A 15,182-nucleotide genomic window follows, 5' to 3' on the forward strand; every position below is an offset into this window, starting at 1 on the left:
GATGCTGTCATCCGCGGCGCAGCGGCACCACCATCGGTGTGTCGCTCTGCGGGTCCGCGGCGATCTCCGCCTGCAGGGAGAAGACCTCGGCGACCAGTTCCCGGGTGAGCACCTCGGCCGGCCGGCCTGAGGCGACCACCCGCCCGTCGTCCATCACCACCAGGTGGTCGGCGTAGCGGGCGGCCTGGTTCAGGTCGTGGAGCACGGCCAGCACGGTGCGGCCCTGGTCGCGCAGGTCCTGGCACAGGTGCAGCACGTCGATCTGGTGGGCGACGTCGAGGAAGGAGGTGGGCTCGTCCAGCAGCACGTACTCGGTGTCCTGGGCGATGATCATCGCGATCCACACCCGTTGGCGCTGGCCTCCGGAGAGCTCGGCGACGGCCTGATCGGCGAGCTCGGCGACGCCTGTGGCGGCCATCGCCGCATCGACCGCCTCGTCGTCCCCGGGCAGCCACTGTCGCAGGGCGGAGTGGTAGGGGTGGCGTCCGCGGGCCACCAGCGCGCGCACGGTGATCGCATCGGGCACGACGGGGTCCTGCGGGAGCAGCCCGATGCGTCGAGCGATCGCCTTGGAGCGCCAGCGCTCGAGCGGGCGCCCGTCGAGCAGGGCGCCGCCGGCGCGCGGGCGGAGGGTGCGCGCGAGCGTGCGCAGCATGGTGGACTTCCCGCAGCCGTTGGGGCCGATGACGGCGGTGAAGACGCCGGCGGGGACCGCGAAGTCGAGCTCCTCCAGCACGGGGCGCTCGGCGTATGCGACGGTCGCCCCGGCCAGGCGCAGGGAGGAGCCGGCCGACGGGGGCCCGGCGGCGCCGGGTGCGTCGGGGGCGTCGGCGATCGGGGAGGTCATGCGTCGGCCCTCTTCCATTCGGTGATGAGCAGATAGCCCAGGTACATCCCGCCCACCCCGGCGGTGACGACGCCGACGGGCAGGTTCTCGAGCGGGCCCCCGTGCTGGACGGCGAAGTCCGCGAGCACCATGATCAGCGCCCCGACCAGGGCGGACAGGGTCAGGTGCGCGCCGGGTGCCCCGCTCATGCGGCGGGCGATGTGCGGGGCGGCCAGGGCCACGAAGGCGATGGGTCCGGCCACGGCGACGGCCGCGGCGGCGAGCGCCACGGCGAGCAGGATCGCCAGGGTGCGGGTGCGGATCGCGCTGCCGCCGAGGGCGTCGGCGAGCTGGTCGCCGAGGTCCATCATCCGCAGGTCGTGGCTGAGCAGGGCGATCAGCGGGATCAGCACCAGCAGCGCGACGGCGATGAACAGCGCCTGCTGCAGGCTGCGGGAGTTCAGGGAGCCGACGAGATAGCCGGCCAGCTGCGTGGACGCGTCCCGCAGCGCGACGGCGACCACGTACTGGGTGATCGCGAGCGCCATGGCGGAGACACCGATGCCGGTGATGATCACCCGGGACGGGGAGGCGAAGCCGAGCCCGGTGGAGACGTGGACCAGCGCGATCGCCGCTCCGGCTCCGGCGAGCGCGCCGACGGGGGCGGGGACGAGGCCCGGGGCGAAGAGGGTCGCGACGGCGACGCCCGCGCCCGCTCCGGCGCCGAGGCCGATCACGTCGGGACTGCCCAGGGGGTTGCGGGTGACGGTCTGGAACAGGGAGCCGGCGAGGCCCAGGGCGAGGCCCACGCCGATGCCCACCAGCAGGCGGGGGCCGCGCAGGCGCTCCAGGACGAACATCGTCTTCGCCCCGGCCTCGCCGCGGGTCGCCTCCAGCAGGTCCCGCGGGCCCACGCCGAGGTCTCCCCAGGCCAGGGTCGCGATCCCGCCGAGCAGCACCGCGGCCAGGAGCACGGCCCCGACAGCGGCGGAGCGGCGCGTCACGGCCATCAGCCCTTCACCGTCCCGCGACGCACGGCCAGCAGCAGGAAGGGGGCGCCGAGGAAGGCGGTGATCACGCCGACCATGAGCTCCTGCGGGCGGGCGACGACGCGCGCCAGCACGTCGGAGCCGATCAGCAGCGCGGCGCCCAGCAGCAGCGCGACGGGCAGCTGCCAGCGGTGGTCGCCGCCGATCATCCCGCGCACCAGGTGCGGGACCGCGAGGCCGACGAAGGCGATCGGCCCCGCGGCCGCGGTCGCGGCGGCGGCGAGCAGGGTGGCGCCGAGGATCGCGGCGGCGCGCAGCAGGGGCACGGGAGTGCCGAGCGCGGTGGCGACGTCATCGCCGAGGGCGAGGGTGTTCAGCCCCGGCGCGACCGCCGCGGCGAGCAGCACGCCGAGCACGAGGGCGGGCGCGATCGCGGCGAGCGTGCCGAAGGAGGCGCCGGCGAGGGAGCCGACGGCCCAGAACCGGTAGGAGTCGAAGACGTCCGGGCGGGTGAGGATCATGGCCTGGATGTAGGCGTAGAGCACCGCCGAGATCACGGCGCCGGAGAGGATCAGCGGCACCAGCGAGTGGGTGTGCGCGGGGCGGCCCAGCAGGTACACCACCACCACGGCGAGGAGCGCGCCGGGCAGGGCGATCCAGACCGTCGCCGCGCTGGTCGGGGTGCCGAGCAGCGCGGTCGCGGTGACGACGGCGGCCGCCGCCCCGGAGGTGACGCCCAGCAGGCCCGGCTCCCCGAGGGGGTTGCGGGTCACCCCCTGGATCAGCAACCCGGAGGCGGCGAGGGCGGCCCCCACCGCCGCGCCGAGCACGGTGCGCGGCACGCGCGCGGCGACGACCTGGCGCATGTGCTCCTCGCCGCCTCCGCGCAGCACCTGCCACACGGCACCGAGGTCGGTCTCGCGCGTCCCCAGGAACACGCTGGTGATCGCGGCGAGGCCGAGCAGCGCGCCGACCGCCCCCAGCACGAGCAGGGGCGGGAGCCGGTGCGACGGGGATCGTCGGGACGCCGCCCGGGGCGGGGCCGCCGCGGTCGGTGCAGTGCTCACCTCAGGAGGCAGGGACCTGCGCGATCGCCTCGTCGATCATCGGGATGTACCGCTCGAGGGCCCACGGCACGGTGAGCGGGGTGATGATCGAGGAGCCGGTGACGAAGGACTGGTCGGTGGGGGCGACCACCGCACCGTTCTGGACGGCGGGGATCGCGGCGTAGAGGTCCTGCGCCTCGGTCTCCTCGCGGTTGGCCTCGTCGGAGTAGAAGGTGAACAGCAGGTCGGAGTCCGCGAGCTTGTCCGCGTTCTCCAGCCCGATCATCGCGGAGTCCGTTCCGGGCACGTCCCACTCGTCGAGCTGCTGGTTCACGGGATCGACCGTGAGCCCGAGGGAGCGGACCATCACCACGCGCTGCTCGTCCTGGTAGAAGACGCCGAGGGTGCCGGGGCCGTCGTTGTAGACGAAGGAGAAGGTGTAGTCGCCGTAGCCCTCCTGCGTCGCCTCCTCGAAGGTCGTGCGGATCTCGTCGATCAGCCCGGCGGCGGCCTCGTCCTCGCCCAGCGCCTTGCCGATCACGGTGATCTGCTCCTCCCAGGTGATGACCCAGGGCTGCTCCTCGTAGGCCACCGTGGGGGCGATGTCGGTGAGCACGTCGAACTGCTCCTGGGTGATGCCGGACCAGGGAGCCAGGATAACGTCGGGCTCGAGCTCGAGGATCGCCTCGACGTCGAGCTCGGTGGAGCCGGTGAACTGGGCGGGCAGCTCGCCGCCCGCCTCGGTGACGGCCTCGTGGATCCAGGGGAGGTAGCCGGTGTCGTCGGCGCCCCAGGGGTACTCCTCGATGCCGACGGGAATGATCCCGAGAGCGATCGAGGTCTCCGCGGAGCCCTGGCCGAGGGTCACCACGCGCTGCGGCTTCTCGGTGATCTCGGCGGTGCCCAGCGCATGCTCGATGGTGACCGGGCTGAAGTCGCCCGAGGCGCCGCCGTCGGAGGCCGCCCCGGACTCCCCGCCTCCGCCGCCGCTGCAGGCGGCCAGGGCGAGCGGGGCGGCGAGCGCCCCGGCGATCCAGGTGCGGCGGGCGAGGCGTGCGGTCACGAGGGACATGGTTCTCCTGTGAGGGGGACGGCGTCGCCGGGGTCTCTCGCCCCGGACAGGTGAGGCGAGGCTATCCTCACAGACCGTTCGTGGAGGGCGCCACGGTCCTGCCGGGTGATCCGCGCAACTCCTGCCCGTCGGGCGTCAGCGGTCAGTCGCGCTCGCGGGCGGCGGGGTCCGACTGAGTGTCCTGGTTAGGCCCCTCCGAAGGCCCCTCGTCGGGGGACTCCTTCTCGGTGGGCTCCTCCTCGGTCGTCTCTTCCGCGGACGGCTCCTCGGAAGGCTCCTCCTCGGCGGGCTCTTCCTCCTCGGGAGTCTCCTCCTCGGTGGTCTCCTCCTCGGACGGCTCCTCGGAAGGCTCCTCCTCGGTCGTCTCCTCCTCGGAGGGCTCCTCGCTGGGCTCCTCGGAGGGCTCCTCGCTCGGCTCCTCGGCAGGCTCCTCCTCGGTCGGCTCGGGGGCCTGAGTGGGCTGGGGGGCCTGCGTGGGCGGCGGGGTGTAGCTGCGCTCGCGCGTCTCGTTCTCCAGCCGCACCCGGCCGGGGAAGTCGATGAACTCCTCGCCCTCGAGCGAGGTGGACATGATGTCGCCCCACACCTGGGTGGGGAAGGTGCCGCCGGTGATGTTCCGCTCGCCGCCGAAGGGGGTCAGCGACTCCTCGGCGGTCCCGTCCTCGGAGGGCTGGAACATGCCCACGGCGGTGACGAGCTGCGGGGTGAAGCCCACGAACCACGCGGAGCGGAACTTCTCGGAGGTGCCGGTCTTGCCGGCCACGGGGCGGCCGCCCATGACGTTCTGCAGGCTGCGGGCCGAGCCCTGGGTGGGCGGCCCCTGCAGCGCGACGGTCGCATTGATCGCGACCTCCTCGTCCATGGCCCGGGTGTCGTCGGCCTCGTGCTCGTAGCGCGAGGAGCCGTCGGGCCGGGTCACGGTCTGGACGATGTAGGAGTCGCGATGCACCCCGCCGGAGGCGATCGAGCCGTAGACCTCGGCCATCTCCGCGACGGTCGGGGAGGCGGAGCCGAGCACGTTGGAGGCGTCGGCGTTCAGCCCCGGGGTCTTCTCCGGCAGGCCCAGCGAGATCGCGGTCTCCTGGGTGCGCTCGGGGCCGATCTCGAGGTTCGCCTCCGCATAGGCGGTGTTGATCGAGTTGGTGGTCGCCTTCTCGAGGGTGACCCGGCCGTAGTCGACATTATTGAAGTTGTTCACGGTCCAGCCGCCGCGGAAGGACTTCGGGGAGTTGCCGTCCCAGCGGGAGTCCAGCGGGTAGCCGTCCTCGAGCGCGGCGATCAGTGTGAAGGTCTTGAAGATCGAGCCGGCCTGCATGCGGGACTGGGTCGCGTCGTTCTGCGCCTGGGTGACGTAGTCCGCGCCGCCGTACATGCCGCGGATCGCGCCGGTGGAGGGGTCCATCGTCACGGTGCCCACGCGGTTCGCCTCGGGGCGGTCATCGGGCAGGTTCTCGACGGCCTGGACGGTGTTCTCCTGGATCGCCGGGTCGATCGTGGAGACGATCGTGAAGCCGCCGGTGTTGATCTCGTCCTCGGTGAAGCCCTCGGAGACCAGCTCGTTGCGGACCTGCGCGAGGAGATAGCCGTTGGTGCCGCCGAGGGAGTTCTCGGACGTCGGCTCGACGGTCTCGGGGAACTCGAGCGCGTCCGCCTCCTCGGGGGTCAGCTGCCCCTCGGCGACCTGGCGCGTGATCACCCGATCCCAGAGCTGCGTGGCCTGCTCGGGGCTGTTCGCGGGGTCGTAGGTCGAGGGGCTCGGGATCACGGCCACCAGCAGCGCGGCCTCGGCCTCGTCCAGCTCGGAGGCGTCCTTGTCGAAGTAGGCCTGCGAGGCCTCCTGCACGCCGTAGGCGCCGCGACCGAAGTAGATGGTGTTGAGATAGCGGGAGAGGATCTCGTCCTTGCTGAGCTCCTGGTCGATCTTCAGCGCCATGATCGCCTCCTTCGCCTTGCCGACGTAGGAGGTCTCGGTGCCTGTGTAGTACCGCTCCACGTACTGCATGGTGATGGTGGACGCGCCCTGGCGGGCCCCGCCCTGGAGGTTGTTCACGGCCGCGCGGAGGATCCCTCGCGGCGAGACGCCGCGGTTCTCGTAGAAGCTCGAGTCCTCGCTGGCGACGACGGCCTCCTTGACGGTGTCGGGGACCTCGTCGGCCGGCAGCTCGGTGCGGTTGACCTCGCTGAACTGGCCCATCTCGGTCTCGCCGTCGGCGAAGTAGACGCGGGAGGTCTGGGCGAGGGCGAAGTCCGAGGGCTCGGGCACCTCGGTGTCGTTGTAGAGCCACACCGAGAAGCCGAGGCCGGCGAGGACGAACAGCGCGATCGCGCCGACGACCAGGCGCAGCGAGGGGATCCAGCGCCAGGGGTTCTCCTTCCCGGCGCGCGGGTAGTTCAGGAAGTTGGTCGCGGCGGCGTTCTTCCCGCGCGAGCCCGCGGCGCCCTTCGGGGCGGCGCCGGCATGGCGGGCGCTGACGGAGGTGCGAGAGGTGGGTCGCTTCGCGGCGGCCGACGTGCCCTTCGAGCCGGCCGACGCGCCTCCGGCGGTGCGCGCGGTGCGGCTCGAGCCCTTGGCGGACCCGGACGTCGCGGCGCCGGGCTTCGCAGCGCCGCTCTTGGCGGAGCCGCTCCTGGCGGACTTCCCCGCAGGCGTACGGCGCACACCCGCGGCACGGCGGCTGCCGCCGTTCGACGAGCGTCGGGACTCGCTCATGGCTGCTCCTGGTCCTTCGGGGGGCATGATCGGGGAGGGCGCCTCGGCGTCCAGCCCCCCAGTATGATCACGGCCCCGCGCCCGACGGAACGCCGCGGCGGCGAAGCACACAGGGTGTGCACGTCCGGTGCGTCCTCGCTCACACCGTCGTGCGTGCCCGGCGGCTCCCGCCTACCTCTCGGTCCGCGCCGCCCACCAGGCCAGCAGCTCCTGTTCGGCGCGCTCCTCGCCGAGCGGGCCGTGCTCCATGCGCAGCTCGAGCAGGTGCTTGTAGGCCTCTCCCACCTCGCGCCCCGGGGGGAGGTCGAGGATCTGCATGATCCGGTTGCCGTCGAGGTCGGGGCGGATCCGTCCGATCTCCTCCTGCTCGGCGAGGTGATCGATGCGCGCCTCGAGCTCGTCATAGGCGCGGGCCAGCGTGCGGGCCTTGCGCCTGTTGCGGGTGGTGACGTCCGCGCGGGTCAGCCGGTGCAGGTGCTGCAGCAGGTCCCCGGCATCGGTGACATAGCGGCGCACGGCGGAGTCGGTCCAGGGCGAGTCGACGTAGCCGTGGAAGCGCAGGTGCAGCTCGACCAGGCGCGCGACCTTCTTGGTGGTGTCCTTGTCGAAGGTCAGCGCCTTCATCCGCTTCGCGGTCATCTTCGCGCCGACGGTCTCGTGGAAGCGGAAGGTGACCACGCCCCCCTCCTCGAAGCGCCGCGTGGCGGGCTTGCCCACGTCGTGCATGAGCGCCGCGAGGCGCAGCACCAGGTCGGGGCGCTCGCAGGGGCCGCCGGAGCCGGCCGGGCTCTCGAGGTCGATCGCCTGGTCGAGCACGGTGAGCGTGTGCTGGTAGACGTCCTTGTGGTGGTGGTGCTCGTCGATCTCGAGCTGCAGCGCCGGCAGCTCGGGCAGCACGTGCGCGGCCAGCCCCAGCTCCGTCATCATCTCGAGCCCGCCGCGGGGGTCGGCGCCGAGCATGAGCTTCACGAGCTCCTCCCGCACCCGCTCGGCGGAGACGATCGTGATCCGCTCGGCGAGCTCCTCGACCGCGTCGGCCGTCGCGTCCTCGATCCGGAACCCGAGCTGGGAGACGAACCGGACCGCGCGCATCATCCGCAGCGGGTCGTCGCTGAAGGACTGCGCGGGCGCGACGGGCGTGCGCAGCAGGGTGCGGGCGAGATCGGCGAGCCCGTCGAAGGGGTCGACGAGCTCCAGGGAGGGAAGGCGCACCGCCATGGCGTTGACGGTGAAGTCGCGCCGGGAGAGGTCGCCGGCGAGGGTGTCGCCGTACTCGACCTGCGGCTTGCGGGAGGCGGGGTCGTAGGACTCGGTGCGATAGGTCGTGATCTCGACCTTCACCCCGTCGCGCATCCCGCCGAGGGTGCCGAAGTCCCGGCCCATGTCCCAGATCGCGCCGTCCCGCGTCCAGGAGCGCAGGATCTCCTCGGTCTCCTCCGGGCGGGCGGAGGTGGTGAAGTCGAGGTCCGCGCTCGAGCGGCCGAGCACCGCGTCGCGCACCGGCCCGCCCACCAGCGCGAGCTCGTGCCCGGCGGCCTCGAACAGCCTCCCCAGCTCATGGACCTCCTCCGGCAGGGCCCGGAACATGGAGGCCGCACGGGTGCGGGCGGTCGCGAGACGCTCGGCGGTGTCGTCGGCGGGTTCGGTCACGGGCGGTCCTGTCCTGGAGGCGGGGCGGGGAAGGGGCGGGGGCGCAGGTGTGGAGGTGTCGTGCCCCCTCAGCTCCTCTACGGTAGCGGCCGCTTACAGTGTCCTCATGCCGTCGTCCCTGCCTGCCGTGCGCCCGGCGCTCACGGCGCTGCTGACGGTGCTGGTCGTCGCCTCGTCAGCGCTGGTCAGCGCACCGGCGACGCAGCTGCCCGCGGCACAGGCCGTCGGCGCGGAGGCACCGGCCTCCCCGTCCGCGCCGCAGCGCGACACGCCGCTGAGCATGGACCTCGTCTCACTGACCCCCACCTCCCTCGCCCCCGGCGGCACGCTCCGGGCAGAGGTCGAGGTGACCAACACCTCCTCCGAGCCGCTCGAGGACCTCGACCTCGAGCTGCGCACCCGCGCCCCCCGGGTCACCGATCGGGCGGTGCTGGCCGACTGGCAGTCGCAGACGGACCCCGACACCGACGGCCCCGCCCTCGCCACCGCCGTCGCCGCGGACGACGAGGTCGATGCGCTCGCCCCCGAGGAGTCGCGGACCCTCGAGGTGGAGATCGACGCGGAGGAGCTCGGCTACTCCGAGGAGACCTACTTCTGGGGCACGCGCCGGCTGTCCCTGACCGCGGTCGCCGCCGACGAGCCGCTCACGAGCCTGCGCACCTTCGTGGTGTGGCGACCCGAGGGCACCGAGGCGCGGATCACCCAGTCCACGCTGCTGCCGCTGGCCGAGCCCGACGCCGCCGCGGCCGTGGCCTCGCCCGAGGCGCACACCGCCTCCGGCGAGGAAGGGCATCTCGCCGCGATGCAGCAGCTCGCGACGCGCGAGGACGTCGACTGGTGGCTGGACCCCGCGCTGCTGGACCCGCCGAACCTCCCCGAGCCCGGGAGCGAGGACGGCACCGGTGAGGAGAGCTCCACGACCCCCGAGCTGCGACCCGACCCGGTCTCGAGCACGATCGCCGACGAGCTCGACGCCGCCGTCGGCGCCCGCACCGTCCTCGCCGCCCCCTACGCCGACGCCGACCGGGTGAGCCTGCGCGCGGCGGGAGCGCTCGTGCTCGAGAGCGCCGCCCGGGACGCGGCCGACGACGTGTGGCGCAGCGCCGGGATCTCCCCGCGCGCCGAGGCGCTCGAGGTGCCCGGACCGGAGGCGGACCCCGAGGCGCTCGAGCAGGCGATCGAGGTGGGGGCGAGCACGGTGGTGGTGCCCTCGAGCTCGGTGCGCCCCGACCCCGCCGCCTCGGTGACCCCGAGCTCGGTGGGCAGGTACGAATCCTCCCGCACCGAGGGCGGCGAGCTCTCCGTGCTCGCCCCCGACCCCGTCCTGTCCCAGGAGTTCTCGCAGCTCACGACCGACGGGGACACCGAGCAGACCCGCCAGCGGCTGCTCGCCGAGACCGCGACCATCGCCTCGGAGTACACCACCGCCTCGCGCCACGTGCTGATCTCCCCGTCGGCCGCCGCGGAGCTGGACCCCGAGGCGGCCGGCAGCGTGCTCGACGCCTTCGCCGAGGTGCCGTGGCTCGCGTCCGGCAGCACCGCCTCGCTGCTGGACGCCGCCGACCAGCAGGACTGGACCACGGATCCGCAGGCCGGGGACGAGGAGCTGCTGGCGCTCGGCCGGCTGCGCGCCGAGGACATCCACCCCAGCGCCCCCTCCGACGGCACCTGGACGGTCCAGGACGAGGCGCAGGAGCCGCAGCTGCTGGAGGAGCGGACGCTCACCTCGCTCGAGGACAGCTGGCGCCGCCTGGAAGCGCTGGGCACCGCGATGGAGGACGACACGTCCCTGGACGCCGCCCGCCTCGAGGTCCTCGGCGCGACCTCCGCGCACTGGCGCGGGGATCCCGCGACGCCGGCCGCGCGGGCCCAGGACGCCGCCGAGCGCGCCGACGCGCTGCAGGAGCGGATCCAGGTGGTCCCCGCCTCCGGCTACAACGTCGTCTCCGACACCGCCGACGTGCCCATCACCATCACCAACGGTCTGGACACCCCCATCACCGTGAAGGTCGCGGTGACCTCCGACAAGCCGCTCGTGCAGATCGGGGAGCCGGCCGTGGTGGAGGTCCCCGCCCACGGACAGGTCAACGCGACCGTGGACGTGGAGGCGGTCGCCAACGGCGCCGTCACCCTCACCACGACCCTGACCACCGAGGACGACCGCGCCCTGGCCGACCCCGTCGAGGTGCCGCTGACGGTGAACCCGTCGTGGGAGAACTGGACCACGCTCGTGCTCGTGATCGCGATGGGCCTGCTGGTGATCATCGGCGTCGCCCGGGCCCGACGCACCGGTGCCAGCACCCGCGCCCCCGCGATCCGCGGCCCCGAGGATCCCGAGGAGCTCGCCCGCACGGGCCGGACCACGCTGGACACCTCGATGCCGCAGCGCACCTGGGCGGAGCGGGCGGGGTATCGCGAGGACGACCCGGGCCCCGCCGCCGACGACGCCCCAGATCCCGACGACCGCCCAGAGGAGGATCCCCGATGAGCAGCACCCGCCGGGTCCCCAGGGTCCATCACGTTCCCCGCCACCGCCGCCACGGCAGCCCCTCCAGCCGGTCCCGCCTGCTGCAGGCGAGCGTGCTCATGGCCTCGGGCTCGCTGGTCTCCCGCCTGCTCGGCTTCGTGCGGAACTTCCTGTTCGGCGCGATCCTCGGCGGGTCGATGTCCTCGGCCGCGAACGCCTTCAGCGCCGCGAACACCCTGCCCAACACGATCTGGCTGCTCGTGGGCGGCGGCACCCTGAACGCGATCCTGGTGCCCGCGATCGTGCGCGCCGTGAAACGCCCGGACCGCGGCAGCGACTACATCTCCCGCCTGATGACCCTCGTCGCGGCGCTGTCCCTGGGCGTGACGGCGGTCTGCATGATCGCGGTGCCGCTGCTGCTCACCCTCACCAGCGGCGTGCTGCCGCCGTCGACCTACGCGCTCGCGGTCCAGCTGGGCTACTGGATGATGCCGCAGATCTTCTTCTCGGCGCTGTACGTGATGTGCGGTCAGCTGCTGAACGCCCACGACTCCTTCGGCCCGTACCAGTGGGCTCCCGTGGTCAACAACCTCGTGGGCATCCTCGGGGCGGCGCTGTTCCTGGGCCTGTGGGGCACCGTCGGCGATCCCTCGCAGTGGACCCTGTCGATGGTGGCCGCGATGGCGCTGCTGAACGTCGGCAGCTCGGCGGCGCAGGTCGTGTTCCTGTCCTGGTACGTCAAGAAGCTCGACCTGCGGCTGCGCCCGAAGTGGGGCCTGCGCGGACTGGGCCTCGGCAAGCTCTCCCGGATCGGCCTGTGGTCGCTGGCGATGCTGGGCCTGGGGCAGCTGGGCATCTGGGCCTCGCGCTGGGCGACCGGCGGCGCGGTGGAGATGACCGAGCACTACCAGGGCCAGCCGGAGCTCGCGGCCCGCTATCCGGCGCTGCTGACCCTGGAGTGGGCGTATCTCGCCTTCATGGTCCCGCAGGGGATCATCGCCGTCACACTGGTCACGGCCGCCTTCCCGTCGATCTCCCGCAGCGCCGTGGCCGAGGACCATGCCGGGGCCCTGGCCCGCTACACCGACACCAACCGGATGCTGACGGTCGCGATGGTGCTGTGCACCGCTGTGTTCGTCGCGATGGCGGGCCCAATCATGTGGGTGATCGGCGGCGGCACCGGGGAGATCGGCGCGCGGGCGAACGGGACGGTGCTGGTCGCCTACATGCTGGGCCTGGTGCCCTTCGCCTCGCTCTACCTGATCAAGCGCCTGTTCTACGCCTACGAGGACGCCCGCACGCCGTTCCTCGCCCAGATCCCGATCGCCGCGGTGACGCTGCTGTCGGTGCCGGTGATCCTCACGCTCGTGGATCCGCAGTACGCAGCGGTCTCCGCCGCCGGAGCGACGAGCCTCGGCAACGTGCTCGCCTGGGCGTTCAGCCAGTGGAAGCTGCGCCAGCACGCCAGGCGGCACCGCACGGCCCCGCCGAGCCTCCTCGCCGAGGGCGTGCTGCTGGGGAAGCTGGCCGGGGCGGGCGCAGTGAGCTGGGCCGTGGGCACCGGGCTCGTCGCCCTCCTGAGCGACCAGTTCTGGCAGCACCGCAGCTACGCCGTGGTGCTCGGGATCCTCGTCGGGGCCGTGATGGTCGCGGTGTTCGCCGCGGCCGGGCATGTCCTGCGGGTGCCCGAGGTGCGCCAGCTGGTGGCCACGACGCGCCGACTGTCCGGCCGGCTCCGCCGTCGGGGAGCGGGGGCGACCTCGTAGCATGGTCGACGCAGGAGACGGGCAGCGTCCCGCCGGACGAGGAGAGGGAGGGTCCGTGAGCACGAACCCCGAGCAGGATGCACTGCGCGAGAGGTGGGCTCTCGAGGCCAGGATCCCGCTGTCCGGCGTGGCCGACGGCGCCGTCTGGCGGCGCGCCCGCTCCGTCTCCACCGGCGAGGACGTGGTGCTGTTCATCGTGCGCGGCGAGGCCGCGCTCGAGGCGGCCGACGCGGTGCGTCGCGCCTATCTCGTGGAGGACCCGCATCTGCTGCCGGTGCGCGAGATCGTCGTCCTGGACGATCCGCGCGAGGAGTCCGAGGACCCCGCCGGGCACGCCGCGGAGGAGCCGGCCGGCGAGGGGCCGACGACGGTCGTGGAGTACCCGATGCCGCCCGCGCCGCCGCTCGCTGCGCTGCTGACCGGCGGGCCGCTGCACCCGGAGACGGCGCGCGCGATCATCGGCGAGGCCGCGACGGGTCTCGAGGTCGCGCGGCGACGCGGGGTGCGCCACCAGTTCCTCGACTCGAACCGCGTGTTCGTCGACACCCGCTCCGGCACGGTGACGATCCTCGGGATCGGGGTCGAGGCGGCCTCGCACCCGGGGCTGGATCGTTCGCGGGAGGTCGCCTCCTTCCAGGACACCGCGGCGCTGGTCGCCCTGCTCTACCGGGCGCTGACCGGCCGCACCCCTCAGCACGACGCCGGCGGCACCGTGCCGCGACCCTCGACGCTGGTGGACACCGAGATCCCGGCGGATCTGGATCTGCTGTGCGATCTGGTGCTGAACGAGTCCGCCGAGGACATCCCCGAGACCACCCGCGGGCTGATCGAGGCGCTCGAGCCGTGGCAGTCGATCCCGGTGACCTTCGAGGCCTACGCGCGCACGAGCGCCGACGCGGGCACGGCGCAGCCGGAGGAGCCGACACAGGAGATCCGGCAGCCGGCGCAGGCGACCGAGGCACCCGGAGGGGAGGAGCCGGAGCCCGACTCCTCGGAGACCGAGGAGCCGGGGCACGAGGTTCCGACCTCGGCGGGCGCGGACCCTGCCGGCGGCTCGACGTTCGCGGTCGGAGCGGCGGGAGCCGCGGGGGCGGCCGGAGCAGGTCTGGTCGCCGACCCGGTCGGCACCGGAGCGTCCGGGACATCCGGCGAGTCCGAGTCGTCCACGTCGTCCGGGGACGAGGGGCCCGATCCCTCGGACGAGACCTCGCCCGAGTCCGCCCCGCCCGCTCCGCGCGAGGACCATTCCGTCACGGCGACCGAGCTCGTGAAGGACCTCCACCTGGACGAGAAGCGGGGCAGCAGCGCCTTCCCCGGTCATCTGGACATCACGCAGCCCACGCAGCAGGGGCCCGCGCCAGCGAGGCAGGACGCGCCCGCGCCGCACCCCGACGACCAGCCGCGTCCCGGCGCCGAGACGGACCACGACTCACCGGGCCCCGGAACCGCGGGAGCCGCGGCGGCCGGCGCCGCTGCCGCAGGGGGTGCCGGCCTCGCCGCCGCCTCCGCCGGCGACGCCACCGCCGCCGGCTCCGCGTCGAGCTCCGCGAACGCGCAGAGCTCCCCGCCCGCGGAGCCGGCGCCCCCGATCCCCGCCCGCACCTCGGGCACGCACTGGCCCCTCAGCCCGGCACGGGCCCCCGAGGGCAGCGGCGGCCGGGCCGAGCAGCCGGGCGACGCGGTCGGCGCCGCGACCGCGGACCATGCCGCGCCCACCCCGACGGCCGCCCCCGAGCAGACGACGGGCCCCGCTGCGCAGAGCGCCGAGGACCGTCCCACCGAGATGATGCCCGCCGCGTCCGCGCCGACCCCGGCGCCCCGGGAGACCGGTCCCATCGTCGTCCAGGGCCGGCGCACCTCGCTGCTGGACGAGACCGGGGAGCCGGTCTCCTCGGCGCATTCGCGCAGCTCGCTGCTGCGGGACGTGGTCGGCGTCGCGGTGGACGCCGATGATCCCGACACCTTCGCCCTCGGGCCGCGCGACCGGGAGAAGCGCTCCCTGCAGTCGCAGTGGATCATCGTCGGCGGCGTGGTGATCGTGATGGTCGCGCTCATCTTCGCGGTCACCGCGATCACCCGCGATCTGCGCGACATCATCTCCGACCCGCTGGCCACCTCGCAGCCCGCGACCACCGCCCCGCCGACGGAGGAGGACACGGGAGAGGCCCCCTCCGAGCCGACACCCACGGACACCGAGGAGCCCGAGGCGCCCGCCCCGGAGCTCTCCGGCGTCGAGGTGTTCACCCAGGGCTCCGATCTCCCGCCCGACAACGCCGACCAGCAGGACCGCATGACGGACGGCGATCCGGAGACGTTCTGGTCCACGAAGCACTACGGGAGCCCCGACTTCGGCGGTCTGAAGGAGGGCGCGGGAGTGCGCCTGACCTTCGCCGAGGAGTCCACCCTGAAGAAGGTCACCGTGACCACCGCCCGCAACAACGGCGGCCGGATCGAGCTGCGGGAGCTGAACGACGACGGCTCCCTCGGCGACGAGCTGGCCAGCGCGGAGCTCGCCGGCGACGGCGAGGTGCTGCTGGAGACCCCCGAGCCGCTCGAGACCGAGTCCGTCGCCCTGTGGATCCCGGAGCTGCCCCCGGACAGCAACGAGCAGGGCCGCTACCGCGCCCGCATCGCGGAGATCCAGGTCGGATGACGC

General features: G+C 73.5%; 9 protein-coding genes. 3 read left to right on the forward strand and 6 right to left on the reverse strand.

The window, feature by feature from the left end; genetic code table 11:
• Positions 1-7: 7 nt before the first annotated feature.
• From D1648_RS00375 to D1648_RS00400, 6 genes are all read right to left on the reverse strand, one after another.
• Positions 8-847: an ABC transporter ATP-binding protein gene (locus tag D1648_RS00375; RefSeq protein WP_122938829.1), complete on the reverse strand. Its 840-nt coding sequence runs from the start codon at positions 845-847 to the stop codon at positions 8-10.
• Positions 844-1,836 carry an iron chelate uptake ABC transporter family permease subunit gene (locus D1648_RS00380; RefSeq protein ID WP_122938830.1) on the reverse strand — a complete coding sequence of 331 codons (993 nt, stop codon included), beginning with the start codon at positions 1,834-1,836 and terminating at the stop codon, positions 844-846. Before D1648_RS00380 ends, D1648_RS00375 begins: the two co-directional genes overlap by 4 nt.
• Positions 1,836-2,882, reverse strand: coding sequence for an iron ABC transporter permease (locus tag D1648_RS00385; protein WP_241155290.1), 1,047 nt, complete (start codon positions 2,880-2,882; stop codon positions 1,836-1,838). The genes D1648_RS00380 and D1648_RS00385 overlap by 1 nt, the downstream gene beginning before the upstream one ends.
• A 1-nt stretch (position 2,883) precedes the next feature.
• Positions 2,884-3,933, reverse strand: coding sequence for an iron-siderophore ABC transporter substrate-binding protein (locus D1648_RS00390; protein WP_122938831.1), 1,050 nt, complete (start codon positions 3,931-3,933; stop codon positions 2,884-2,886).
• A 142-nt stretch (positions 3,934-4,075) separates the two neighbouring features.
• Positions 4,076-6,643 (reverse strand): transglycosylase domain-containing protein, encoded by a 2,568-nt coding sequence (locus D1648_RS00395; protein ID WP_122938832.1) that lies wholly within the window; start codon positions 6,641-6,643, stop codon positions 4,076-4,078.
• 171 nt (positions 6,644-6,814) lie between these two features.
• Complete coding sequence (locus D1648_RS00400; RefSeq protein WP_164518520.1) at positions 6,815-8,293, reverse strand: CCA tRNA nucleotidyltransferase; 1,479 nt, start codon at positions 8,291-8,293, stop codon at positions 6,815-6,817.
• 106 nt (positions 8,294-8,399) lie between these two features.
• On the opposite strand from D1648_RS00400, the gene D1648_RS00405 reads away from it, so the two are divergent.
• The 3 genes from D1648_RS00405 to D1648_RS00415 are packed head-to-tail and all read left to right on the forward strand — an operon-like array spanning position 8,400 to position 15,179.
• A complete protein-coding gene (locus D1648_RS00405; protein WP_241155291.1) occupies positions 8,400-10,781 on the forward strand; it encodes a DUF6049 family protein in 2,382 nt (793 codons plus the stop codon).
• Entirely contained in the window at positions 10,778-12,526 is a 1,749-nt protein-coding gene (gene murJ / locus D1648_RS00410; RefSeq protein WP_122938833.1) for a murein biosynthesis integral membrane protein MurJ, read from the forward strand. Before D1648_RS00405 ends, murJ begins: the two co-directional genes overlap by 4 nt.
• Before the next feature lie 55 nt (positions 12,527-12,581).
• Positions 12,582-15,179 (forward strand): hypothetical protein, encoded by a 2,598-nt coding sequence (locus D1648_RS00415; RefSeq protein ID WP_122938834.1) that lies wholly within the window; start codon positions 12,582-12,584, stop codon positions 15,177-15,179.
• Positions 15,180-15,182 lie beyond the last annotated feature (3 nt).

The sequence above is a fragment of the Brachybacterium sp. EE-P12 genome, assembly GCF_003711805.1.
Classification (GTDB): domain Bacteria; phylum Actinomycetota; class Actinomycetes; order Actinomycetales; family Dermabacteraceae; genus Brachybacterium.

Coding starts and splice junctions, on each gene's coding strand:
- D1648_RS00375 (WP_122938829.1), bottom strand. CDS start 847: ATGACCTCCCCGATCGCCGACGCCCCCGACGCACCCGGCGCCGCCGGG.
- D1648_RS00405 (WP_241155291.1), top strand. CDS start 8,400: ATGCCGTCGTCCCTGCCTGCCGTGCGCCCGGCGCTCACGGCGCTGCTG.
- D1648_RS00390 (WP_122938831.1), bottom strand. CDS start 3,933: ATGTCCCTCGTGACCGCACGCCTCGCCCGCCGCACCTGGATCGCCGGG.
- D1648_RS00380 (WP_122938830.1), bottom strand. CDS start 1,836: ATGGCCGTGACGCGCCGCTCCGCCGCTGTCGGGGCCGTGCTCCTGGCC.
- murJ (WP_122938833.1), top strand. CDS start 10,778: ATGAGCAGCACCCGCCGGGTCCCCAGGGTCCATCACGTTCCCCGCCAC.
- D1648_RS00395 (WP_122938832.1), bottom strand. CDS start 6,643: ATGAGCGAGTCCCGACGCTCGTCGAACGGCGGCAGCCGCCGTGCCGCG.